This is a genomic window from Luteibacter sp. 9133, assembly GCF_000800155.1.
GTDB classification, from domain to species: Bacteria; Pseudomonadota; Gammaproteobacteria; order Xanthomonadales; family Rhodanobacteraceae; genus Luteibacter; species Luteibacter mycovicinus.
In genome coordinates this window covers 948,604-972,106 of record NZ_JUHO01000001.1, presented here as the reverse complement: position 1 = coordinate 972,106, position 23,503 = coordinate 948,604, and the positions used below count along the sequence as shown (strand labels likewise).

At 65.5% G+C, this 23,503-nt stretch carries 23 protein-coding genes; 12 read left to right on the top strand and 11 right to left on the bottom strand.

Annotated features, from left to right (window positions below; translation table 11 throughout):
* Positions 1-3: 3 nt before the first annotated feature.
* Positions 4-621 carry a lipoprotein insertase outer membrane protein LolB gene (gene lolB, locus FA87_RS04055; protein WP_043692598.1) on the bottom strand — a complete coding sequence of 206 codons (618 nt, stop codon included), beginning with the start codon at positions 619-621 and terminating at the stop codon, positions 4-6.
* 55 nt (positions 622-676) lie between these two features.
* Positions 677-2,269: a tetratricopeptide repeat protein gene (locus FA87_RS04050; protein ID WP_239708970.1), complete on the bottom strand. Its 1,593-nt coding sequence runs from the start codon at positions 2,267-2,269 to the stop codon at positions 677-679.
* 251 nt (positions 2,270-2,520) lie between these two features.
* Between FA87_RS04050 and hemA the strand changes: the two genes are divergently transcribed.
* From hemA to ppk2, 3 genes are read left to right on the top strand one after another with little or no spacing between them, the layout of a single operon-like run.
* The gene (hemA, locus tag FA87_RS04045; RefSeq protein ID WP_036115550.1) at positions 2,521-3,792 is read left to right on the top strand and encodes a glutamyl-tRNA reductase; all 1,272 of its coding nucleotides are present in this window, start codon (positions 2,521-2,523) and stop codon (positions 3,790-3,792) included.
* A 31-nt stretch (positions 3,793-3,823) separates the two neighbouring features.
* On the top strand, positions 3,824-4,903 hold the full coding sequence (gene prfA / locus FA87_RS04040) for a peptide chain release factor 1 (RefSeq protein WP_036115553.1): 1,080 nt from the start codon (positions 3,824-3,826) through the stop codon (positions 4,901-4,903).
* Positions 4,904-4,950: 47 nt separating this feature from the next.
* Positions 4,951-5,727, top strand: a complete 777-nt coding sequence (gene ppk2 / locus FA87_RS04035) for a polyphosphate kinase 2 (protein WP_036115555.1) — start codon at positions 4,951-4,953, stop codon at positions 5,725-5,727.
* Here the strand turns inward: ppk2 and FA87_RS04030 are convergent.
* From FA87_RS04030 to FA87_RS04000, 7 genes are all read right to left on the bottom strand, one after another.
* Complete coding sequence (locus FA87_RS04030) at positions 5,721-6,572, bottom strand: cytochrome c oxidase assembly protein (protein ID WP_036115559.1); 852 nt, start codon at positions 6,570-6,572, stop codon at positions 5,721-5,723. The two genes, ppk2 and FA87_RS04030, sit on opposite strands and share 7 nt — an antisense overlap.
* A 2-nt stretch (positions 6,573-6,574) precedes the next feature.
* Positions 6,575-8,428, bottom strand: coding sequence for a Gldg family protein (locus FA87_RS04025; RefSeq protein ID WP_036115562.1), 1,854 nt, complete (start codon positions 8,426-8,428; stop codon positions 6,575-6,577).
* A gap of 1 nt (position 8,429) precedes the next feature.
* Positions 8,430-9,164, bottom strand: a complete 735-nt coding sequence (locus tag FA87_RS04020) for an ABC transporter permease subunit (protein WP_036115567.1) — start codon at positions 9,162-9,164, stop codon at positions 8,430-8,432.
* Entirely contained in the window at positions 9,161-10,096 is a 936-nt protein-coding gene (locus FA87_RS04015; RefSeq protein WP_043692595.1) for an ABC transporter ATP-binding protein, read from the bottom strand. The genes FA87_RS04020 and FA87_RS04015 overlap by 4 nt, the downstream gene beginning before the upstream one ends.
* Positions 10,097-10,165: 69 nt before the next feature.
* The gene (locus FA87_RS04010; protein ID WP_036115570.1) at positions 10,166-11,542 is read right to left on the bottom strand and encodes a polyketide cyclase; all 1,377 of its coding nucleotides are present in this window, start codon (positions 11,540-11,542) and stop codon (positions 10,166-10,168) included.
* 228 nt (positions 11,543-11,770) lie between these two features.
* Entirely contained in the window at positions 11,771-12,412 is a 642-nt protein-coding gene (locus tag FA87_RS04005) for a response regulator transcription factor (RefSeq protein WP_036115573.1), read from the bottom strand.
* Positions 12,409-13,668 carry a sensor histidine kinase gene (locus FA87_RS04000; protein ID WP_081996457.1) on the bottom strand — a complete coding sequence of 420 codons (1,260 nt, stop codon included), beginning with the start codon at positions 13,666-13,668 and terminating at the stop codon, positions 12,409-12,411. The genes FA87_RS04005 and FA87_RS04000 overlap by 4 nt, the downstream gene beginning before the upstream one ends.
* 189 nt (positions 13,669-13,857) lie before the next feature.
* Between FA87_RS04000 and FA87_RS03995 the strand changes: the two genes are divergently transcribed.
* The 6 genes from FA87_RS03995 (at position 13,858) to FA87_RS03970 (ending at position 17,857) form a co-directional block, all read left to right on the top strand.
* Positions 13,858-14,454 carry a GNAT family N-acetyltransferase gene (locus tag FA87_RS03995; protein ID WP_043692592.1) on the top strand — a complete coding sequence of 199 codons (597 nt, stop codon included), beginning with the start codon at positions 13,858-13,860 and terminating at the stop codon, positions 14,452-14,454.
* Entirely contained in the window at positions 14,451-15,224 is a 774-nt protein-coding gene (minC, locus tag FA87_RS03990) for a septum site-determining protein MinC (protein WP_043692589.1), read from the top strand. The genes FA87_RS03995 and minC overlap by 4 nt, the downstream gene beginning before the upstream one ends.
* Before the next feature lie 34 nt (positions 15,225-15,258).
* Positions 15,259-16,071, top strand: a complete 813-nt coding sequence (gene minD / locus FA87_RS03985; RefSeq protein ID WP_036115578.1) for a septum site-determining protein MinD — start codon at positions 15,259-15,261, stop codon at positions 16,069-16,071.
* A gap of 2 nt (positions 16,072-16,073) precedes the next feature.
* Positions 16,074-16,337: a cell division topological specificity factor MinE gene (gene minE / locus FA87_RS03980; RefSeq protein ID WP_036115579.1), complete on the top strand. Its 264-nt coding sequence runs from the start codon at positions 16,074-16,076 to the stop codon at positions 16,335-16,337.
* Positions 16,334-16,813, top strand: a complete 480-nt coding sequence (locus FA87_RS03975; protein WP_036115581.1) for a hypothetical protein — start codon at positions 16,334-16,336, stop codon at positions 16,811-16,813. The genes minE and FA87_RS03975 overlap by 4 nt, the downstream gene beginning before the upstream one ends.
* 150 nt (positions 16,814-16,963) lie before the next feature.
* The gene (locus FA87_RS03970; protein WP_043692586.1) at positions 16,964-17,857 is read left to right on the top strand and encodes a hypothetical protein; all 894 of its coding nucleotides are present in this window, start codon (positions 16,964-16,966) and stop codon (positions 17,855-17,857) included.
* A 35-nt stretch (positions 17,858-17,892) separates the two neighbouring features.
* Here the strand turns inward: FA87_RS03970 and FA87_RS03965 are convergent, their stop codons facing one another.
* The gene (locus tag FA87_RS03965) at positions 17,893-19,161 is read right to left on the bottom strand and encodes a multidrug effflux MFS transporter (RefSeq protein ID WP_043697357.1); all 1,269 of its coding nucleotides are present in this window, start codon (positions 19,159-19,161) and stop codon (positions 17,893-17,895) included.
* Between the two features lie 114 nt (positions 19,162-19,275).
* On the opposite strand from FA87_RS03965, the gene crcB reads away from it, so the two are divergent.
* From crcB to FA87_RS03950, 3 genes are read left to right on the top strand one after another with little or no spacing between them, the layout of a single operon-like run.
* The gene (gene crcB / locus FA87_RS03960; RefSeq protein WP_036115584.1) at positions 19,276-19,665 is read left to right on the top strand and encodes a fluoride efflux transporter CrcB; all 390 of its coding nucleotides are present in this window, start codon (positions 19,276-19,278) and stop codon (positions 19,663-19,665) included.
* Positions 19,666-19,689: 24 nt separating this feature from the next.
* Entirely contained in the window at positions 19,690-20,814 is a 1,125-nt protein-coding gene (gene cfa, locus FA87_RS03955; RefSeq protein ID WP_036115586.1) for a cyclopropane fatty acyl phospholipid synthase, read from the top strand.
* A gap of 35 nt (positions 20,815-20,849) precedes the next feature.
* A complete protein-coding gene (locus tag FA87_RS03950; RefSeq protein ID WP_043692583.1) occupies positions 20,850-22,286 on the top strand; it encodes an MFS transporter in 1,437 nt (478 codons plus the stop codon).
* Here the strand turns inward: FA87_RS03950 and FA87_RS03945 are convergent.
* A complete protein-coding gene (locus tag FA87_RS03945; protein ID WP_156128491.1) occupies positions 22,218-23,462 on the bottom strand; it encodes a hypothetical protein in 1,245 nt (414 codons plus the stop codon). The genes FA87_RS03950 and FA87_RS03945 overlap by 69 nt on opposite strands.
* Between the last annotated feature and the right edge of the window lie 41 nt (positions 23,463-23,503).

Here is a 23,503-nt window from a genome sequence, read left to right as displayed (position 1 = left end):
CACCTATTTCGCGAAGGACCAGTCCTCGATCGCCAAGCGCACCTTGTATGGCGCCTTCTCGGCGAAGACGCGGGCGGGCATGGCCGGCTGACGCGTGGCGTCCCATGTCTTGTAGTCGACGGTCCAGCCGTCCTGGATGAGACGTGACGGCAAGCGGTCGGCGCCAAACGTCATCTCGGCTGGCCCCGTATCGGCGCGCAGCCCCAGGGCCCAGCGCTTCAGTTCGCCCAGAGGGATCTGCCAGCCTACCGTGCTCGCCATGAGCGACTCGGCGTCGGCGCCATGACGGGTACCGCCGTCGAGGCCTTCGAGATCGGCACCATCGGGGCCACCGGTCAGGCGGAACGTGCGGCCGGTGATCGGCCCACGCACCGTGAACTCGTAGCGCTCACCGTCCTGACGCCACGTGAGGCTGCCGGAGTTGCTGTCCTTGCCGTCGGAAACCGACAACTTGCCCTGCAGGGTCCAGTGGTCGGTATCGGCGAGACTGCGTTCGCGCTCTTCCTGCATGCCCAGCGTGGCGGCGTCGCCCACGTTGCGCACGGGAGCGCGAGTGGTCGCGCAGGCGGTAAGGAGCAACAGGGGCAGTGCGGCAAGGAGCGTTCTGGCGGTCTGGCGCATGAATACGGGATCTTCTGCAGGAGCGCGCCATGCGCGCGATCGGGGCGGACGCGGCCTACGGACGCAGCTTTTGTTCGGTCTTCCGCAGCGCCGCGTTTTTCGGGTCGAGGCGGCGCACTTCGTTGAGCACCTTACGTGCCTCATCGTGCTCGCCCCGTGTCCACAGGACTTCGGCGAGGTGCACGCCGATGTCGCCGTCCTTGTGCTGTGTCCAGGCGCCACGCAGGGTGGTCTCGGCCTGGTCCAGCTGCCCTTGCCGGTATTTCAGCCAGCCCCACGAGTCGGCTACGGACGGATCGTCGGGTCGCGCGGCACGGGCGGCCTGGATCAGATTCTGGGCTTCCGGCAGATCGCGGTCGTTGTCGGCGAGGGTGTAACCCAGCGCATTGCTCGCCTCGATGTCGCCGGGCTTCAGCTCGAGGACCTTGCGAAAGTCGGCCACGGCCTGATCGATCTTGCCGGCCTCGGCGTTGGCGAGCCCGCGCGAATACAGCATGTCGGTGTCATCGGCCTTGACCTGCAAGGCCTTGTCATAGGCGTTGACCGCCGCGTCGAACCGACGCGCATCCATGTAGAGCTCGCCGTCGAGGGCGAACGCCTTGCGCAGCTGATCGGGGCGATCGGCGTACTGGGTCTGCAGCTCAGCCACGATCTCGTGCGCGTCGTCGTCCTTGCCCTGCAAATGCAGGATGACGGCGCTGCGGACGGACGCATCGAAGATGCGCGGATCGTCGTCCCCGACCGCGGCATACCAGTCCAGGGCGTCTTCCTGCTTGCCCAGCAGTTCGGCCAGCTGTCCGAGGGCGAAGGCGTTATCGGCCTGTACGTCATCCGGTTGCCGGCGGATCTCGTCATAGAGCTTGCCCTCGGCCGCCTTGTCGCTGGCACGCGCGGCGAGCGTCATCCGCATCAGGTAGGTGTCGACGTCCTGGGTTCCCCCGGCGAGCACGCGGGCGGCGGACTTCTCGTCATTGCCCTGCGCCAGCAACGTGGCGTAGGCCAGACGGAGGTGCGTGTTTTTCGGGTCCCTGGCGACCGCCTTGGCGAACAGCCGCTTCGCGCCTTCCTTGTCGCCCGCGCGGAATTTCTGCTGCGCCGCCCAGCCGTAGGTGGTGGCGTCGTGGAAACGGGCCTGCGCGCCCTCCCCGATCGTTTTCGCGTAGTCATGCCGACCCAGGTTTTCGCCCAGCTCGGCCATGGCCAGCCAGGCGGCGGAGTCGTTGGGAAGCCGCTGCGGCGTGGCGATGCGCTCGAGCAGCTGCCCGGCCTGGGCGGCATCCCGGGCGGTGACCAGGGTGCGGCCGAATTCGCGCCAGGCATCGGGGTCGCCGGTGCCGACCATGATCTCCATCTGACGCTGCGCCTCGGCGGTATCGCCGCGATCCAGAGCCATCCGCGCGCGGGATTCGGCAAGCTCGAGCGGCTTCGCGCCGAGCCTGGCCCAGCGATCCAGCGCTTTCGCGGCGGCGTCCTGGTCATGCACGGCCAGGGCCAGCTCGGTCGCCCGGGCAGCCACACGGGGGTCGTCGCCCAGCTGGGCCGCGCGGCCGTAAGCGTCCGACGCCGCCTTGAGATCGTTGGCGGCAAGGGCGAAGTCGCCCGCCATCAGTTGTGCCTGAAGGTCGCGTTCGGGGGGCAGAATCGCCACCTGAAGCCGGTCGAGGGGTTGAACGCCCGTGCGTACGGCCTGGGGCGCGGTCCGCGGCGCCGTGGCGCAACCGGAAAGGGCCGCGAGGGCACCGACGACCACATATTGACGCACTCGCTTGAACTTGGACCGACCGCTCAGCACACTACTCTCCGATTTCGTCCGATAGCCGATGCAATAAGCCCGGCCCTTGTGAGCGCACAATGCGCCCTTAGCTTAGCCGACGCCACCGAAGCCGACTCCAGCCCGTCATGCCACTCATCGCCCTCGGGCTCAATCACCTCACCGCGCCGGTCAGCCTGCGTGAGCAGGTGGCATTCGACGCCACGGCAACGCCGGAGGCGCTCGATGAGCTTGTCCGGCAACCCGGTGTCGAAGAGGCGATGATCCTCTCCACCTGCAACCGTACCGAGCTGTACTGCAGTGTGACCGAGGGTTTCGAGGGGGTACCCGGCCAGTGGCTGTCCCGACAGCATCGTCTGACCCCGCAACGGCTGGACGAGTTCCTCTACCGCCATGACGAACACGACGCGGTGCGCCACATGTTCCGGGTGGCGACCGGACTCGACTCCATGGTGCTGGGCGAGCCGCAGATCCTCGGCCAGGTCAAGGATGCCTACCAGCATGCCCGCACCGCCCAGTCGCTGCGCGCCCCGATGGAACGCCTGCTCCAGCACACCTTCGCGGTGGCCAAGCGGGTCCGGACGGACACCCGTATCGGTGCACACACGGTCTCCGTCGCCTACACGGCGGTGCGCCTGGCCGAACAGGTCTTCACAGATCTGCGTCAGGCCTGCGTCCTGCTGATCGGCGCGGGCGAGACGATCGAACTGGCGGCGCGCCATCTGACCGACAAGAAGGTGCGCCGGCTGATCGTGGCCAACCGCACCCTCGAGAACGCCCAGGAACTCGCCAGCCGCTACAGCGGCTATGCCATCTCACTGGCCGACCTGCCCCGCCACCTGGCCGAGGCCGACATCGTGATCACCTCGACGGCCTCGCGGCTGCCGGTGGTGACGAAGGCGATGGTTACCGATGCCATCGCCGCCCGCCGCCGCCGTCCGATGTTCATGGTCGATATCGCCGTGCCACGCGATATCGAGGCGGAGGTGGCGCAGCTCGACGACGTGTACCTCTACGGCATCGACGACCTGAAACAGGTCATCGACGAGAACCGCCGGTCCCGCGAAATGGCGGCCCGCGAAGCCGACGCCATCATCGACCTCCAGGTCGAACGCTACATGTCCTGGCGCCGCGCACTCACCCTGCGTAACCCTGCCGTGGACATGCGCCTCGCGGCCGAGACGCAGCGCGACGAAGTGCTGGCCAAGGCGCAGGCCATGCTGGCCAGAGGACGTCCCGCGGAAGAAGCCCTCGCGTTCCTGGCCAATACCCTGACCAACAAGCTGCTGCACGCACCCAGCGCACGCCTGCGCGATGCCGCCCTATCAGGCGATCTGGACCTGCTTCACGCCGCCGGCCGGCTGTATGGACTGGACCCGGACGACGACGTTTCCGCATGATGTCGGGCTATAGCCCTCTGTCGTGCCTTTGATGACTCCCTCGATCCGCCGCAAACTCGAAGCCCTCGCCGAACGTCACGAGGAAGTCGGCCGCCTGCTCGCGCAGCCGGACGCCCTCGCCGACAACCAGCGCTTTCGCGATCTTTCGAGGGAGTACGCCCAGCTCGAGCCTGTCGCCCTGTCGCTGCGGGAGCACGACGAGGCCCAGCGCGAGCTGGCAGAGACCCGAGCCATGCTCGACGATCCCGAGATGCGCGACATGGCCGCGGACGATATCGAGCGGATCGAGGGCCGCCTGACCGAGCTGGATGGCGAGCTGCAGATCCTCCTGCTGCCGAAGGACCCGCGTGACGAGGGCAATCTCTTTCTCGAAGTACGCGCCGGCACCGGCGGCGACGAGGCGGCCATCTTCGCCGGTGACCTTTTCCGCATGTACGCCCGCTATGCGGAGCGACAGCGCTGGCACGTCGAGATCCTCAGCGCGAACGACGGGGAGCATGGCGGGTACAAGGAAATCGTCGCCCGTATCGAGGGCCGCGGCGCCTATTCGAAGCTGAAGTTCGAATCGGGCACCCATCGCGTGCAGCGTGTGCCCGAAACCGAGTCGCAGGGCCGTATCCACACCTCGGCGGCGACCGTCGCGATCCTGCCCGAGCAGGACGACATCGACGAGATCGAAATCCGCGACGGCGACCTCAAGGTCGACACCTTCCGGGCCTCCGGCGCCGGTGGCCAGCATGTGAACAAAACGGACTCGGCCATCCGCATCACCCATCTGCCGACGGGGACGGTGGTCGAATGCCAGGACGAGCGCAGCCAGCACAAGAACCGCGCCCGGGCGATGAGCCTGCTCAAGGCCCGCCTTCTGGACGCGGAGCGGAGCAAGCAGAGTGCCGCGCAGGCCGAATCCCGCCGCCTGCAGGTCGGCTCGGGCGATCGCAGCCAGCGCATCCGCACCTATAACTTCCCGCAGGGCCGGATCACCGATCACCGCGTCAACCTCACGCTGTACCGGCTCACCGAGGTACTGCAGGGCGATATGGACGAGCTGATCGATACGCTGACCCGCGAGGCGCAGGCCGACGAGTTACAAAGTCTGACGGCGGGATGACATTTTCTGCCCCACAATCGGTCACCCTCCCCGCGTGGAACGAACCGATGGGCAAGAAAAAGAAGAAAGCCTACGAACACGACCTCGAAGCCCTGCAGATCGAACTGATCGGCCTGACCCGATGGCTGCGCCGCACCGGCAAACGCATGGTCGTCCTCTTCGAAGGCCGCGATGCCGCCGGCAAGGGCGGCACCATCAAGGCCATCACCGACAAGCTCGACACCCGCGCCGCGCGCGTCGTCGCCCTGGGCAAGCCGTCGCAGGACGAACAGACCCAGTGGTACTTCCAGCGCTACGTGGCACACCTGCCATCGGCGGGCGAGCTGGTCCTGTTCGACCGCAGCTGGTACAACCGCGCCGTCGTCGAGCCGGTGATGGGCTTCTGTACCGACGAGCAGTACGACGCTTTCATGAAAGCCTGCCCGGCCTTCGAGAAACTGCTGACCGACGACGGCATCATCCTGCTCAAGTACTGGCTTTCCGTGGATCAGCAGGAGCAGGAGGAGCGCTTCGCCGAGCGCGCGGAAGATCCGTTGAAACGCTGGAAGCTGTCACCCGTCGACCTCAAGGGACGGGAGAAATACGCCGAGACGGGCGACCTGCGTGACGCGATGATCCAGCGCACGCACACGGCCGACGCGCCGTGGTTCGTGGCCGACTTCAACGATCAGAAAACCGGGCGGCTCAATCTGATCCGCCATCTGCTCGACCAGATCCCCGATCAGCTCGTGCCCAATGAGGAAATCGAGTTGCCGCCGCTGAAGGGCAAGCCGAAGAAGGACAAGGTCACCGCCAAGGCGGACAAGGTGGCGAAGGTCTACTGACGCGCCGCCACGCGACGCACGGGCGCCCGTCGTGGCAGGCGCCCGGCGCGCGAGAGGCGCAGCCACTGGCGCATCGCGAGCAGGCCGCCCGCGGATTCGATCATCGCCGCGGGCACCCACATGATCACTCCTCCGATCAGCTGACCCGTCAGCACGTTGAGCGTGAACGCGCGACCGCAGATCTCGAAGATCGGGTAGAGATCGGTCTTCGAGAAGGTGACGATGGCGCCGGCGACGATCTGCGGCGTCATCGTGATTCCGGGTGACAACACGCGCCATCCGGGCGACATGCGACCGGGTGGCTTCGGCCGGTGGTCGAGCACCAGCCACCAGTAGGCCAGGCCGGACAGCACCATCGACCAGTTCATCGCGCGGTAGATGCGCCAGTCCAGCATGGCGAGCGTCTGCATGTCGGGAATCAGCCAGACGACGATCAGCGCGACAAAAAGGAGCGTGACGACGGCCGGGTGTAGCAGTATCGCCGACAGTGCGCGCGATACCGGCGAACGCCCGGCGCGACGCAGCCGGACGCGCCACGTCGGCGGAAGGCCGGCCCGCAGCACCGTTCCCGGATAGGAGGCGATGATCAGCAAGGGCGCCAGATGATGGAGAAGCACTTGCTGGATGCGGTGCATGAAAAACTCGTGCTCCGCGAAGTAGTCGAAGTAGGTATGCAGCGCGACGTAGATCATCGCCATACCGACCCAGAACGCCGCCTTGCGCGCCATCGACACCCGCAGTCGCCGGCACCCCGCCGCATACAGCAGCGCCGTCGCGACGAACACGATCACGAAGACCCAGGAGAACTCCCAGGGCACGATCCACTTCAGCGCGCCGGCGGCCACCGTCAGGCCGCGCGGCGACCGCGACGGGTACGGCGCCAGCCGTAGATCAGGCCGATGAGCGCAACCAGCCCCGGGACGAGCACGATGTTGATGAACTTCAGGCGCAGGCCCAGCGCGTCGATCTCGGCGTTGAGCTGGTGCTGCACGTCGCGCAGCTCCTTACCGATCGCGAGTTTGCGCTGAAGATACTGCTCGACCTCGCGCCGCTGCTCCGCGGTGGCCGTACCGCCACTCCCACCCTTGCTGGGCTGCAGTTCGGCCAGACGCCGCTGGGTATCGTAGAGCTCGTTCTCCAGCTCGCGTTTCTTCGTCAGGAACTTGCGGTCCGCCGCGGCCTGCAGCGCGCGCACCCGGGTGAACGGCCGCTGCGCGTTGACCCGTCCACGAATGGACAGCAAGGCGGTGGACCCGCCAAGGTTGTCGACGATGTTCGAGACGAAGTCGCCGTTATTGGCAAACGGCGTCAGCTGCTGCTGCCCAAGCAACGGCTGCACGTCGATCCACAAGCGATCCGAAAGCAGGTCGGTGTCGGCGACGAGCACGATCTCGCCGGGGCCGGCCGCCTGGTCGAGATGCCCCTTTCCCGCACGTTCGGGGAACGCCGTGTGGAAGGTGTCGCGCAGCCGCGCAGCCAGGACGTAGCGCTCGTGACTGGGCTCGTAGTTCTCCATGAGGGTGGTCGGATCGTTCGCGGCATCGCGCACGCGCTGCGCGGCGACAACAGCCGCCTCGTCGGACGTCTGCACCAGAGGTACCAATCGCGCCTTCGTGTCCTGCGCAAGCTCGAAGTGGCCCGCTGTCGAGAAATTCACGCGCTGCAGGCTCGCCGTCACCACATCGTCGTGATTGAGGTCCTGCGTCCCCAGCCCGAGCATCGCCGGATGGCCGATATTGTTGCCGTTGAGGTCGATCGTCAGCGCATGCGAACGGTCCAGCACGACCTGAGTCGGGTCGAAGACCACGCCCCAGGCCTCGAACAGACGATGCAGATCGGAGTCGTGATCGTCCACCGTCCCCCGCGGATCGATCAGGGGCGCGCTATCCATTTCCGAGTCGGGATCGACGAAGACGACAAGGTGTCCGCCGCGCAGCACGTACTGGTCGATCGCATACTGCGCGTCGTCCGACAGACGCTTGGGATGGACCAGCAGCAACACCTTGATCGACGGATCGATGTGGGTGAGTCCCTCGGGATCGATCGTCGTGACGTCCGCGATCTGGTCCAGCTGATGGAACAGTGTCCACGGCGCTTCTCCGATCACCGGATTGCCTTCCACCGGCAGCGAGCTCACCACCCCGAGTTTCGGCTTCTGCGGCATGCCAAGCTCATAGAGCAGTTTGGCGATGTCGTATTCGACAAACGACTCGCGCGCGGGGTCGAAGAACGGGATCGCCTGGGGCGGCACTTCACCGGTCCCGTCCATGCCGACGAGACCGAAGAACACGCGCTCGCCATTGCTGCCACCGGTGGCAGGCGTCAGCCCGTAGCCTTCGGCAGCGTCTTCATCGTCGGAATAAGGCACCGGGTCGATGACGCGGAACCGTACCCGGCCATGGGCGCGAACCGCGATCTCTCGCAGCATCTCCTGCACACGCTGCTCGTAGCTGCGCAACTGCGGAAGATCGCGCGTGGCGTGGTCGGAGAAATACAGCGTGACAGTCAGCGGCTTGCGCAGGGCATCGACGATCTGCAGCGTGCCCGGCGTCAGGGTGTAGATACGGTCGGCCGTGAGGTCGACGCGTGCCGTGCGCAACGACATCGAACTGATCGCCACCGCCGCAAGGAAAAGCACGGCGATCGCCACCAGTGCCGCGCGCAGGCGCAACGAACGGGTGATCCTGAAGCGACGGGCCATCTCAGCGCGTCCTCTTCAGGTCGAGTACCACGACACTCGCGCCGAGCCAGGCGACGATGGTGGCGAAGAAGTACACCAGGTCGCGCAGATCGAGTACCCCGCGGGCGATAGCGTTGGCGTGTCGCGCCATGCTCAGCTGCCCCATGGCGCCGATCAGCTTCGGCGGCACCGAGTCCTGGAAAAAATCGAGCACCTGGGGCTGTCCGACCAGGAGCAGGAGGAAGCACACCGATGCGGTCAGGATGAACGCGACGATCTGGCTCCGGGTAGCGGTGGACATGCACGCCCCGATGGCGATGAACGCACCGGCCATCAGCCAGCTACCGACGTAGCCGGCGAGGATCACCCCGTTGTCGGGATCCCCGAGGTAATTCACCGTGATCCAGATCGGAAAGGTCAGGACCAGACAAACACCGATGAAGGCCCAGGCGGCCAGGAACTTGCCCAGCACGGCCTGCGAAATCGACACCGGCAGCGAGAACAGCAGTTCGAGCGTGCCGGACGCCCGTTCCTCGGCCCACATCGACATGGTCACGGCGGGCACCAGCACGAGGTACAGCCAGGGATGCATGTCGAAGAAAGGCTGCAGGTCGGCCAGGCCGCGATCGTAGAAATCGCCGCTGTAAAACGTCAGCGTTCCGGCCAGCACCAGGAAGATGACCATGAAGACGTAGGCCACAGGCGTCACGAAGTAGCCCCACAACTCGCGGCGCGCGATGGCGGTGACGGCGCTCATGCGTGGCCTCCGCGCGGCTGCGTCGTGATCTGCCGGAAGACTTCGTCCAGCCTGCCCTGCTCCAGCTGAATCTCCGAAACCCGCAGGTTCTGCGTGCGAAGAAGCGCCTGCACCTCGTCGAGGATCGGCTGCCCCGGTTTCGGGAACACGGTGACCCGCCCATCCAGCGGATCCACTTCCACCATCGACGCGCCCGGAATGCGCGCAAGCATCTCGCGGGACACCGCACTGCCCTGCGCGCTGAAGGAAACGGCACCGTGATACCGCGAGCGCGCCTCCAGCTCGGCCGGTGTCGCGTCGGCGAGGAGCTTGCCGTTGGCGATGATCGCGACGCGATTGCACAAAGCGTGCACCTCTTCGAGCAGATGCGTGGAAATCAGGATGGTGCGCTCCCGCGCCATGGCATCGATGAGCATGCGCACGGAATGCTTCTGGTTGGGATCCAGGCCGTCCGTCGGTTCGTCGAGCATCAGTACCGGAGGATCGTGCAGGATCGCCTGCGCGAGGCCGACCCGGCGACGCAGGCCCTTGGACAGGGTACCGATGGTCTGCTCCAGCACGTCTTCCAGTTCGAGACGGGCGACGACCTCATCGAAGCGCCGATACGCGATGTCGCGGTCCAGGCCACGAACCCTGACGATGAACGTAAGGAACTCACGGACCGTCATTTCGCCATAGCTGGGCGCACCCTCCGGCAGGTAGCCCAGGGCGCGCTTGGCCGACAGGGGCTCCTTGCGGACGTCGTGGCCACAGACGCGGGCGGTGCCGGACGTCGGCGTGAGGAACCCCGCGATCATGCGCATGGCCGTGGACTTCCCGGCGCCATTGGGGCCGAGCAGCCCCAGCACCTGGCCCGGTTCGGCACGCAGGGAAAGGGCATCCACCGCGATCAGCGGGCCATAGCAACGGGTCAGTCGGTCGGTCTCGATCATTGACGACAATTAACGCATAAAAAAGCCCCGGGGTTACCGGGGCTCTTCGTGTCGCATGGCTTACGAGGCTTACTGGGCCATCGTCGGCGCGGTGCCCGCTTCGGCCGGAGCCGCAGCGGTACCCGCCGGAGCGGGGGCGGAGGACGAGCCGGCCGGAGCCGATTCTTCCAGGCCCGGCTGCTTCAGGCCGGCTTCCTGTTCCGGAGTCTGCTCCGGAATGTTGTCGCCCTGCAGCGGCAGGTAGATCTCGAACTTCTGCTCGTCGTAACCCTCGATCGTACCGTGGTTGTTGGTCGGCGCCTTCACCTGGATGTCGTAGGGACGGAAGGTGACGTCGTCGAACTTGTAACCATGGGTCTGCGAGTAGGCTTCGAGCATCTGACGCGTCTGCGGCAGGCCGGCACCGGTGCCGTTCCACTCCGCCTTGAGCGCCTTGCCACCGAAGGCGAGAACAGCCTTGACGTTGCCGTCGACGATGACGCGGCCGAGCTTGTCCTTGCTACCCGGCGCGGCCGAATCGGCAGCGGCCGGAGCGGCGGCCGTCGAGGCGGCGGCCGGAGCGGCGGCGTCGAGCGACGGACGCTGGGCGGCCGTCAGTTCGACGTCCTGACCGTTGATCTTCAGCGTGGTGGCGTCGATCTCGGCGGCGACGTCGAACGTATAGTTCTGGTCGCCCCAGTTCGTGGTGAAGGTGATGCGCGGGCTGACGATGTTCACGCCCAGCTTCTTCGCCGCGGCCTGCAGTTCGCCCCAGGCCTTGTCCGACGCGGTGTCGACGTCGTCGAGGGTGCGCGGGGCCGTGGTCGACACGAAGAGGATCGGCTTGGCCGGCTGGTCGGCGATGGCCGGAACCATCTTGCTGTAGTCGATGTTCGGGATCGCAGCCATCAGGTTCTGAAGGTTGGACAGGCTGAACTGAATCAGCGCGTCCGGATCGCCGTGGATATAGAGGTTGGAGAAGCGGTTGACCAGGTTGAAGCCGTAGTCGACGTCGTAAGCCCACTTGACCTTGACGAGCTTCTGGCTGCGGCCAGTGCGCTCGAGGTTGATGGTGAACTTCTTGTCGTTACCGCGCCAGGCGTTGTCGACGTTCCAGACGATGGTGCCCTTGCCGGCATCGGACACCTTGGAGAAATCCGGATCGATCGAGGCGATCTCGAGCGAGCCGTCACCGACCTTCTTGTCGTCGGCCTTCCAGGCGATCTTGGCACCCGGACCGTAAGCCTTGCCCGAAAGCTCGAACTGGACCTTGGGATCGAAGGAGCGAAGGACGGTGTAGTCAGGGAAACGACGGAAGTTGCTGAAAACGTCGTAAACCTGGCGCAAGTCCTTGCTGATCAGCATTTCGCGCTCGACGTGTCCGGCCGAGGGCATAGCCAGCCCGACAACGACGCCCAATACGGCGACGATGACGAGGGCAACGATAAATTCTAACAGACGCGTCATTCCACGGTTCTCCGAACGTCTTACGAACAGGCTCCGCACACGGCCATGGACGCCGCATGGTCACCCCTGAAGAATCGGCCGTGGCTTGGGGTTCGCCAGCGCCGAAAGAGCCGATGGTAGCTGCTCACGACAGGGAACGCCATTGGGTCCCCTGCCCTTTTTCGCAAGCCTGCACAAGCGGATTTTCGGCCGGAAGCTCCCGGACGATGCCGCCCGGTCGAGTCGGGCTCAGACGATCCCGAGCTCCAGCGCCTTCAATACGGCGCGCGTGCGGTCCCGGACGCCCAGTTTGGAAAGGATGTTGGACACATGGTTTTTCACCGTCCCCTCGGCGACCCGCAGGGAATTGGCGATTTCCTTGTTGCTGTAGCCGCCCGACAGCAGTCGCAGGATCTCGGTCTCGCGTTCGGTCAGCGGATCCGGCTGCTCGAGGCTGGAAAACTGGTTCTGGATGCGACCCACGCCGGCCAGCAGGCGCTGGGTGACCATGGGCGCCACCAGCGAACCGCCGGCGGAGACGGTGCGCACGGCCTCGACGAGCTGATCGAGCGACACGTCTTTCAACAGATAGCCACGGGCGCCGGCCTTCAGGCCGGACAACACCAGCTGGTCGTCGTCGAAGGTGGTCAGGATGATCGTCGGCGGGAGCTCATTGCGGCCACCCAGGGTCTGCAGGACCTCCAGGCCGCTCATGTTTGGCATGCGCAGATCGAGCAGGACCACGTCCGGCCGTACCTGGGGGATCGTCTGCACCGCCTGGGCGCCGTCGGCGCATTCCGCCACGACACGGATATCGCCGGCGAGGTCCAGCAAGGAGCGGATGCCCTGGCGCACCAGGTTCTGATCGTCAACGAGGCAGACGGAAATCATGGGTGGTCCTCGGAAGGAACGGAAAGTGTGGCACGCGGGAGGGCCTCGGCGTCATCCGTGACCTCCAGCGTGTGACGAGCCGGGGCGTGGGCCAGCGTGGGCTCCTCACCCAGCGGCAGGCGGGCGGTCAGGGCGAATCCGCCCTGCATCCCACCCCCGAAGGTGACCGTCCCGCCGAATTCGGCGAGACGCTCGCGCATGCCGTTCAGGCCGTTGCCCGGCTGGAACTGGGTACTGCCGCGACCATCGTCGCGCGCGTCCAGACAGAGTTCGTCCGGTCCGGTGTGACGGAAGGTCAGCCAGAGATTGCGAGCGTTGGCGTGACGGACCGTATTGGTGAGGATCTCCTGGGCGCAACGCAACAGCATCTGCGCCCGACGCGGATCCTCCACGCCGAAACGCGGCGGGACGCTCAGGTGTACGGCCAGCCCCGGCACGCCTTCCGTGAGACTGCGCAGGGCCTGGGTGAGGTCGATGGCGTCGTCCTGACGCAACTCGCTGACCACCTCCCGCACGTCCGCCAACAGCTGCTTGGCGGTTTTCTGCGCCTTCAGCACATGCTCGCGGGCCGTGTCGTTGGTCAGGTGGCTCGCGACCTCGAGGTTGAGGCTGAGCGCCGTGAGGTGGTGACCGACCAGATCGTGCAGGTCGCGCGCGATGCGCATGCGCTCCGCGATGCGGGTCGACTCGGCCAGGAGCGCGCGGGTCGCGCGTAGCTCCGCGTTCAGATGGCGCAATTCCTCGCGCTCGTCCGCCTGCTGGCTGGCGATCAGCGAGGCGATGAACATCAGGGCCGAGAACCCGAAATAGAGGACCGCCTGCATGACCGAGGCGACCAGCGACCAGCCGACCGCGGCATAGAACAGGGGTATCAGGGCGACGTGCGCCAGCACCATCCAGGCCATCGCCAGGGGCAGGCTGATGATCCAGGGAACCACAGCGGCGACGATCACCAGCAGGAGCGCACTGACGCCGCTCTTGCTCAGCCCTCCCACGGCGAGCGCGGTGCCGGTCAGGATCAGCAGGACGGCGACGCGCGTGAAACCGTCCACGCGCGAACCCAGCTGGCGGGTCAGGAGCCAGTAGACGACGCCAAAGACGAGGTAGCACGCGATCCAGGCCAGCAAGGCCATGTCGCCGATCTGGCCCGGCTGGTTACCGGCGCGCTGGATCGACAGCGGGAGGCCCGCGCAGAGGTAGGCCAGATAGGTGGCGTACCGCAGCAGCCGGACGTGATTGAACTGAAGCTTGGACATGGCCTCATCATAGGGCCTCGCGCGCCGCCCACCACCTGATAGAAGTCACGCTCCGGCAGGCGGCAAGCGTTGGCTTTACAACGGTTTTACATCCGCGTCGCGCTCCCCGGCGAGTCGCGGGCATGCCATAATGCCGCGCATTCGGCGGCCTGGGGGTCGCTTTCCAAGAACACTCAAGCGGAGCAACGAATGGCCCTTGCCATCCGCGACGTGCGCGAGCACGACCTGGATGCCGTGCTCGCACTCAATAACGAGGCAGGCACCGGCATTCTCGCCACGGACATGTCCCGCCTGCGCTACCTGTACGACATCGCGCATTACTTCCGCGTGGCCGAACAGGACGGTCGCATCCTCGGCTTCCTGATCGCCATGCGCCAGGACGCCGACTACACCAGCCCCAATTTCCGCTGGTTCCAGGCCCATTACGAAAGCTTCGTGTATATCGATCGCATCGTGATCGCATCCGAATCGCGCGGGCATGGTCTGGGCCGCATTTTCTACTGCGATGTACAAAGTTATGCCGAGGTACGTGTGCCGCTTTTGACCTGCGAAGTCTTCCTTGAACCCCGCGACGACCAGACCGTGCTGTTCCACGGCACCATGGGCTTCCAGGAAGTCGGTCAGCAAAAAATGGGGGAGACCGGCCCGAAGGTGAGTCTGCTCGCCCGCGAACTGCCCAGTTTCCCGTTCGTGCGCGAGCGTTACCTCGAGCAGGACGGCCTGCCCGCCCTCGCATGGCTGGGCGAGCGGCAACGCCCGGCGGATGCCGCAGGAGTACGCGCATGAACGCCCGCGCCGAATCCCTCGAAGCCGCCTGCGACCTCCGCTTCGGCCAGGTCGGTATCGCCTGCGTGCGCCTGCGCCGGGTCGATGCCGCCGCGCTGGTCGAAGAACTCGAACGCCGCGTGCGCTCCGCGCCGCAGATGTTCAACCGCGCCGCGGTGGTCCTCGACCTCTCACACCTGCCGAAGCTGCCGGACGACGGCATGGTCGACGCGCTGCTCGAAGCCATCCGCAGCGCGGGCATGCTGCCCGTCGGCATTGCTTACGGAACCGCGGAGACCGAAGCGCTCGCCGAGCGCATGAATCTCCCGCTTATCGCCAAGTTCCGTGCCCAGTACGAACCCGCGTCGGGCGATGCCGCCGTGCAGGTCGCGCCGCCCGCACCGGGCCGCGCCGAACCGGCCCGCGCTCCGCTGGATAACGACGAAGACACCGGCGGCGCCACGACAGCCCAGCAGCACATCGGCAGCGCCGTGCGCTCCGGCCAGCAGATATACGCCCGCGACCGCGATCTCGTGGTCATGGCTGCCGTCGCCAATGGCGCGGAAGTCATCGCCGATGGCTCCATCCATGTCTACGGCAGCCTGCGCGGCCGTGCCATGGCCGGGGCACAGGGCGACGAGTCGGCGCGCATCTTCTGCTCGGATTTCCGTGCCGAGCTGGTGGCTATCGCCGGTCACTACCGCGTGTTTGAAGACATGCCCAAAGAATTCGAGGGCCAGGCCGTTCAGTGCTGGCTCGACAGTGGAAAACTCATGGTCGCACGGCTCTGATGCCGTCCGTCGCAGCAACACTCGGAGACATCTCTTGACAGAAATTATCGTCGTCACCTCCGGCAAGGGCGGAGTCGGCAAGACCACCACCAGCGCCTCCCTCGCCACCGGCCTCGCCATGCAGGGCAAGAAAGTCGCCGTCATCGACTTCGACGTCGGCCTGCGCAATCTCGACCTGATCATGGGCTGCGAGCGGCGCGTGGTTTACGACTTCGTCAATGTCGTTCACGGCGAAGCCACGCTCAAGCAGTCGCTGATCAAGGACAAGCGCCACGAAAACCTCTTCGTGCTCGCCGCCTCGCAGACGCGCGACAAGGACGCCCTGACTCAGGAAGGCGTGGAGAAGGTCCTCGACGAACTCACGAAGGAAAACTTCGACTTCGTCGTCTGCGACTCCCCCGCCGGCATCGAAAAGGGCGCGCACCTGGCGATGTACTTCGCCGACCATGCCGTCGTGGTCGTCAATCCGGAAGTCTCCTCGGTCCGAGACTCCGACCGCATCCTCGGCCTGCTTTCGAGCAAGACCCGTCGTGCGGAAAAGGGCGAGGCACCGATCAAACAGCACCTCCTGCTCACGCGCTACAACCCGAACCGGGTCGAAGCCGGTGAGATGCTCAGCGTGAAGGACGTCGAGGAAATCCTCGGTATCAACGTCGTCGGCGTCATCCCGGAATCGGAGAACGTGCTCGCCGCGTCCAACGCGGGCGTGCCGGTCATCCTGGATGACAACTCGAACGCCGGTGCGGCCTATAAGGACACCGTCGCGCGCATTCTGGGCGAAGAGCGTCCGCTTCGCTTCCTCGAGCCGGTCAAGAAGGGCTTCCTCAAGCGCGTGTTCGGAGGCTGAGCATGGGTATCCTCGATTTCCTGAAGCGTAAACCCGAACCGAGCGCCGGCGTCGCCAAAGAGCGTCTGCGCATCATCGTCGCCCAGGAGCGCTCGACGCGCGGCGGTCCCGACTACCTGCCGCTGCTGCGCAACGAGCTGCTCGAAGTGATCCGCAAGTACGTCAACGTCGACGTCGAGGCAGTCAACGTGACGCTCGAACGTGACAGCGGCCACGAAGTACTCGAACTCTCCGTCGCCTTGCCGGACGGCAAGTCCGCGATATGAGTCCGGCCGATCCCGCCGACGCGGTCCTCCGCGTCGGCGACATCGGTTTCGACGAACCGCGCCAGCTGCTGAAAGGGTTCGGCCTCAGCCTCGTCGAGGTCTCCCTCGGCGAAGCCATACCGGGCAGTTACTGGGGCGACACCGAAGCCGGCATCATCGGCACGACGGTCTACGCGCGCACCGACACCCCGGTCCACTCCCTCCTCCACGAAGCCTGCCACCTCATCGTGCTGCCGGAGGACAAGCGTGCGCTCGTCCACACCGATGCGACGGATTCCATCGAGGAAGAGGACGCCACCTGCTACCTGCAGATCGTGCTCGGCGGACACCTTCCCTCGGTAGGCAGTGCACGCATCATGGAAGACATGGATCGCTGGGGTTACACCTATCGTCTGGGCTCCACGCTCGCATGGTTCGAGCAGGACGCGCCTGAAGCGCGCGCGTTTCTCCGTGACCGCGGACTGCCTGTCGACTAACTGGCACAAACCAGGCGCTTTTTTCAGATTTATCCGATTCTAAAGGCGGATCGGCTCCCTTAGCCTTGGATCAGGCATCGCCCGACGTTACCGCGGAGACATCCGCGGGGTTTCGAGGTGCGTGAGCCTGTCGGCAATGGAGAAACAACGATGAAGTACGTCATCCCCGGTCCACGGGAGACTCCCCCCGCTCGCGGCAACACGGGCGGCGTCGCAGCTGCTACGTCGTCTCACGGTGGCGATATCGGAAAAAGAATCGACCGCCTGGAAACCGACAGCCAGTTCATTCGCCGCGACCTGGATGAGATGCGGGGCGACACGCGCGCCATCAAGGACCAGCTCCATTCGATAGATAAGAGACTCACCGTCATAGAACAATCGAGCGACGCGGGATTCGGATCCATCGGCCAGAAAATGGACGCGGAATTCGCTTCCACCCAACAGAGAATGGACGCTGGGTTTGCTGCCGTCGACCAGAAATTCGTTGCTGTCTACGAGAAAATGGATGCGGGGTTCGCTGCTGTCGATCAGCAGTTCGCTGCCGTCTACCAGAAAATGGATGCGGGCTTCACTGCTGTCGATCAGCAGTTCGTTGCCGTCTACCAGAAAATGGATGCGGGCTTCGCTGCTGTCGATCAGCAGTTCGTTGCCGTCTACCAGAAAATGGATGCGGGGTTCGCTGCTGTCGATCAGCAGTTCGTTGCCGTCTACCAGAAAATGGATGCGGGCTTCGCTGCTGTCGATCAGCAGTTCGCTGCCGTCTACCAGAAAATGGATGCGGGCTTCGCTGCTGTCGATCAGCAGTTCGCTGCCGTCTACCAGAAAATGGATGCGGGCTTCGCTGCTGTCTACCAGAAAATGGATGCCAACTTTTCATCTATCCACCAGACACTGTCAGCGGTCCCGACAAAGCTTCAGCTGGCGCTAATGGCTCTCGCCGGCCTCGCGATGATCCTGGGCTCGGCTTTCGCCGTCGTCGCCGTATTGTTGAGGTCCACAGGCCATGCGGAAGTGGCGAATGTACTGGACGCGGCACGAGGCTGAACGTGCTCTCCCCCATTTTGCCGCCGGGCCGATACTCAGCCCGGTTCGTTGCGCTCGATCTGCGAAACCACGCTCGACGCCGCCCCGGCCTTCGCACGCGCCAGGCGGCGGCGCTCCAGCGAGACGTACCACATCCACGCCGCGAGACCGATCAGGCAGATCGTTGTGGCGCCGATGGCAAGAGTCAGCATGTTGTCGGACAGCGCCGGCGAAAGCACGCCGGCCACGAGAGCCGTGAGGATCAGACTTCCGAACGCCTGGACCGATGACACGCCGCCGCGCTGCTCAGGAAAACGGTCCAGCAACACCAACGTCAGCGTCGGGAAGGCCAACTGGACCCCGCACCCATACAGAGCCAGCGGCAGCGTCGACCACGGCACCCGTGGGTGATCCAGCGTCACCGCCAGGATCAGGTTCAACGCGCACGACGACAGCATCGACGCATAGCCCCATGACACGGTGCGGGCCGCGCTGGCCCTTCCCGCCACGCGCCCTGAAACGAAGGCACCGGCAACCATACCGCTGACCACCGGCACGAACAGCCACGGAAACCCGCTCGCGCCCAGACCCAGCAGGTCGCGAATCAGATGCGGCGCCGACGCGATATAGAGAAACAAACCGGAGAAATTGACCGACGCCGCGATCGCCAGTGGCCAGAACGGCAGGTCGCTGAGGATCGCCCTATAGCCGCGCAACAGCGGTCGCGGACGAAATACCGTGCGATGCGCAGGCGGATGCGACTCGACCAGGAAATACGAGACGCCCAGGGTCAGCAACGTCGTGAAGCCGGTCAGCGCCCAGAAGATGCCGCGCCAGCCATCGATGCCCAGCAGCCACGCGCCGACGATAGGCGCGATGGCCGGCGCCACGCCGAAGATCATCATCACCTTGGACATCATGCGCTGGGCTTCTTCGCCGTGCATGGTGTCACGCACGACGGCCCGACCCACGACGATGCCGGCGCCGCCGCAAAGACCCTGCAGGATGCGGCAACCCAGCAGGAAGCTGAAGCTCGGCGCCAGGGCCGCACCGACGGACGCCACGGTGTAGACAGCCATCGCGATGACGATCACGGGCTTACGGCCATAGGCGTCCGACAACGCGCCGTGGAACAGACTCATGACCGCATATGCCAGCAGGTAGACGCTCAGCAACTGCTGGAGAGCGACGGCGCCCACCCCGAAGTCGCGGCCGATGTCCGGGAAGCCCGGAAAGATCGCATCGATCGAGAACGGCCCGATCATCGACAGAGCGGCCAGCAGAAACGGCAGGTAGCGCCTCGGGTCGCGCGTCGCGGAGGTCATGGGAGCGGCCATGGCGTTCAGGGGAACGATCAGTATAGCGGCAAGCCTCCGATCCCCTCGCCCGGCTCACCGCAAAGCCCCATAATCGAACCGCCACATCGCATCGAGGGTCACATGGGCTATAGCGGATTTCTTGCTGTGGGGATCGGCGGCGCCGTGGGCAGCCTGCTGCGCTGGTGGCTGGCCGTGGCGCTCAATGCCCTCGTTCCCAACATCCCGCTCGGGACGCTTTGCGCCAATCTGGCCGGCGGCCTGCTGATGGGCGTCACGCTCGGCGTGTTCGACCACTTCCAGACGTTGCCGGTTGAACTGCGTCTGCTCATCGCCACCGGCTTTCTCGGCGGGCTCACCACGTTCTCGACGTTCTCGGCGGAATCCACCGGGTTGCTGCTGCGGCAGCAATACGCCTGGTTCGCCGCGCATGTCGCACTGCACCTGATAGGTTCGATCGGGCTGACGGTTGCCGGGCTGGCGATCGCCCGCGGAGTGCTTCGCCACGTTTGACGAGGATCCAAAGGAGTTCCATCGATGACTCACGATGTTTCTTCCCTCAAGGCACGCGCACAGATCCTCCTGCAAAAAGCAGGCATCACGCTCGGCGGACAACGCCCGACCGACCTGGTGATCCACGACGAGCGCACCTACGCGCGTGTCTTCGCCCACGGTACGCTCGGTTTTGGCGAGGCCTATATGGATGGCTGGTGGGATGTCGGCGACCTGCCCGCTTTTTTCGCTCGCGTGCTGTCGTCGCACCTCGACGAGTCGGTGCTCACGCTGGACACCCTGATGACGCATCTCAGGGCGCGGCTGATCAACCGCCAGCGGGGCGCGCACGCCTGGGACGTCGGACGACGTCATTACGACCTGGGTAACGATCTCTTCGAGGCGATGCTTGGCAAACGCATGGTGTATTCCTGTGCCTATTGGGCGCACGCCGACAATCTGGATGACGCGCAGGAAGCGAAGCTCGACCTGATCTGCCGAAAGCTGGCCCTGCGGCCCGGCCAGCGCATCCTAGACATCGGCTGCGGCTGGGGCGAGGCACTGAAGTTCGCCGCCGAGCGCTACGGCGTCAGCGGGGTGGGCGTGACCGTTTCGAAGGAGCAGGCCGCCTACGCCCGTGAGCTATGCCACGGCCTGCCGGTCGAGATCCGCCTGCAGGACTACCGCGACCTCGACGAGCCTTTCGACGCGATCCTTTCGGTCGGCATGTTCGAGCACGTCGGCGGCAAGAACTACCGCACGTGGTTCGAAGTGGCCCGACGCTGCCTGCGCAAGGATGGCCTCGTTCTGCTGCACACCATCGGCAGCAACGGCGCACCGGGACGGCCGGACCCATGGATCGACAAGTACATCTTTCCCAATTCGGTGATTCCCTCGATGAGCCAGGTGGCTGGCGCGCTCGAGGGGCTTTTCATCGTGGAGGACTGGCACAATTTCGGCGCGGACTATGACCGCACGCTGATGGCATGGCGTGCCAACGTGGAGGCGGCCTGGCCAAAACTGGCCTCACGTTACGACGAGCGATTCCGCCGGATGTGGAATTTCTACCTGGGCTGCTCCGCCGGTGTCTTCCGCAGCCGCCGCGACCAGTTGTGGCAGCTGACCCTGTCGCCGCACGGCAGGCCGGGCGGGTACCGCGTGCCGCGCTGACGGAATGACCACTTCCTGCCTCGTACGGTCGGAGCATGGATCCCAAGGCCACGCTCCCCGACGGTATCGTCGAGACCGATGTTCCCGCGCGGCTCGACCGGCTGCGCTGGGGGCGCTTTCATACCCTGGTGGCCGTTGGCCTCGGGATCACCTGGGTGCTCGACGGGCTCGAGGTGACCATTACCGGCTCGATCGCCGGTGCGCTCAAATCCAGCCCGGTCCTCCACCTCACCGACGGTCAGGTGGGACTGGCGGGCAGCCTTTATCTCGTCGGTGCCGTGCTGGGCGCGCTTTTCTTCGGGTGGCTTACCGACCGGCTCGGGCGGAAGAAGCTGTTCACGGTGACGCTGGGCCTGTATCTGACGGCCACGGCCGCTACGGCCTTCTCACCGGACTTCCTCACCTTCGTGATCTTCCGCGCGCTGACCGGCGCGGGCATCGGCGGCGAGTACGCCGCCATCAACTCGGCGATCCAGGAACTGATTCCGGCACGCTATCGTGGCCACACGGATCTGGTCATCAATGGCAGTTTCTGGATCGGCGCCGCACTGGGCGCGCTCGCCGCCGTAGGCCTGCTCGACATGGGCTGGGTATCGGCCGAGATCGGCTGGCGACTGACCTTCGGGTTGGGTGCCGTGCTGGGCCTGGGCATTCTTTTCCTGCGGCACTGGATTCCGGAGAGCCCGCGCTGGCTGATGCTTCATGGTCGCATCGAGGAGGCCGAGGCCGTGGTCGCCGACATCGAGAAGCGCCTCGACGTCGCTCCCCCTTCCGAACCGCTGCCACGGTTGCGTCTGCGTCCGCGCGGACTGACCCTTGCGGACGTTGCCCGTACATTGTTCCGTGTCTATCCGAAGCGGACCGTGCTGGGCCTGGTACTGATGGCCACGCAGGCGTTCTTCTACAACGCGATCTTCTTCACCTATGCGCTGGTGCTCGGCCGCTTTTACGGCGTGGCCGATGCGGATGTCGGTCTCTATCTGCTGCCATTCGCCGCCGGTAATTTCCTCGGCCCGCTCCTGCTCGGACGGCTGTTCGACACGCTGGGCCGGCGGACGATGATCGTGGCGACCTATGCACTGTCCGGACTGCTGCTGTTCGTCACCGCCTGGCTCTTCGTCCACGGCCACCTCGACGCGCGAACGCAGACGATCGCCTGGAGCATCGTGTTTTTCTTCGCCTCCGCGGCCGCTAGCTCGGCCTACCTCACCGTCAGCGAGAGCTTCCCACTGGAGTTGCGCGCCCTGGCCATCGCCCTGTTCTACGCCTTCGGCACGGCACTCGGCGGCGTCGCCGGCCCGTGGCTGTTCGGCCGCCTCATCGGCAGTGGCGAGCGCATGTCCATCGGCTGGGGCTACGCGCTGGGTGCTTCGCTGATGCTGATCGGGGCGGCAGCCGCGTGGTTACTTGGCATCGCCGCCGAGCGACGGTCCCTCGAAGATGTCGCCGCCCCGCTCGGCAGGGCCGACTGACAAACCGAACCGTTTACGCAGCAGGCCGCGGATGAAATGCCATGCAGGCCATGGATCGTCGCGGCGGAACACGTGCAGATCAGCACCGACCCACTCCATCAGCAGGCGGATCCAGCCCGGATGCCTGGCCGCCGGGGTAGAACGAATGCTGGCGATATCGTGATACAGGTCCACGCAGGCGACGCCGTCGCGATAGGCACGCGTCGCGCGTTTCACCGGCAGGCCCTGCGCGTCTTGCCAGGCCATTTCGCAGACGTTGACGCCGCTGCGCGCCGCGAACTCCACATAGGTCCAGGCGCGCGTATTCACCTCGATCAGGCGGAACGCGCCGTCGCGCGCATCGCGCTTGAACTCCGCGCTGAAGATGCCCCGGTAGTCCAGTCCATCGAGGACGCGACAGGTGCTGCGCACCGCGTCCGGCACGATCGCGAGCGGCACGGCCTGAGAGCACGAACTGTTGCCGAAGTCCGGAGGCGACATCCGGCGGCGACGACGGGCGAAGAGCCCGGTATACGCGCCCTGCCCGTCACGAAACCCGTCGATGAAGAAATGTTCGCTGGGTGGGCCGGGAACGTACTCCTGCGCCATGACGCGAAACCCCTGCGCGTGGAACCGGGCCCAGGCATCACGCAATGCGCTCCGTCCTTGCACCCAGACGCCTTTGACGCCCGTGACATCACTGAATTTCTGCGAATTGACCGGCTTGAGGAAGACCCGGTCCAGGGTTTCGAACGGAATCGCCTCCACGTCCGCTGCGTCGGCCAGACGGAAGGTGCGCGGATGTGGCACATGGATCGCCGCCAGATAGCCGGCAAACAGTGACTTGTCCTGAAGCAGGGCCTGCGCATCACGTCGCGCGGTGCTTGCAAGGAAACGCCAGCCGAGCACGCTGTGCGGAAGATCGGCGAGCCACAGCGCGGCATCGTCGGCACCCGGGATGATCACGGCCCGGGCCAGCGGCAGTGCCGCCAGTGCCTCGATGGCTTGCGGCCCCGGACTACCGTCCCAGCCCAGACAGCCGGGTAACGCCCTGAAATAGCGCGATCGCGTGACGATGTCGTCCGGCGGACACGCGACATAGGCAGGGATGCCGGCCAGATGAAGGCTGCGCAGAATGCCCAGTGCGGTGGGGCCACGCCCCATCACGATGGCAGGCAACCGTTGATCCGTTTGCATCACGCCCCCTGTCGGGCACCGCGCCGGAGTGGCGCACCCTG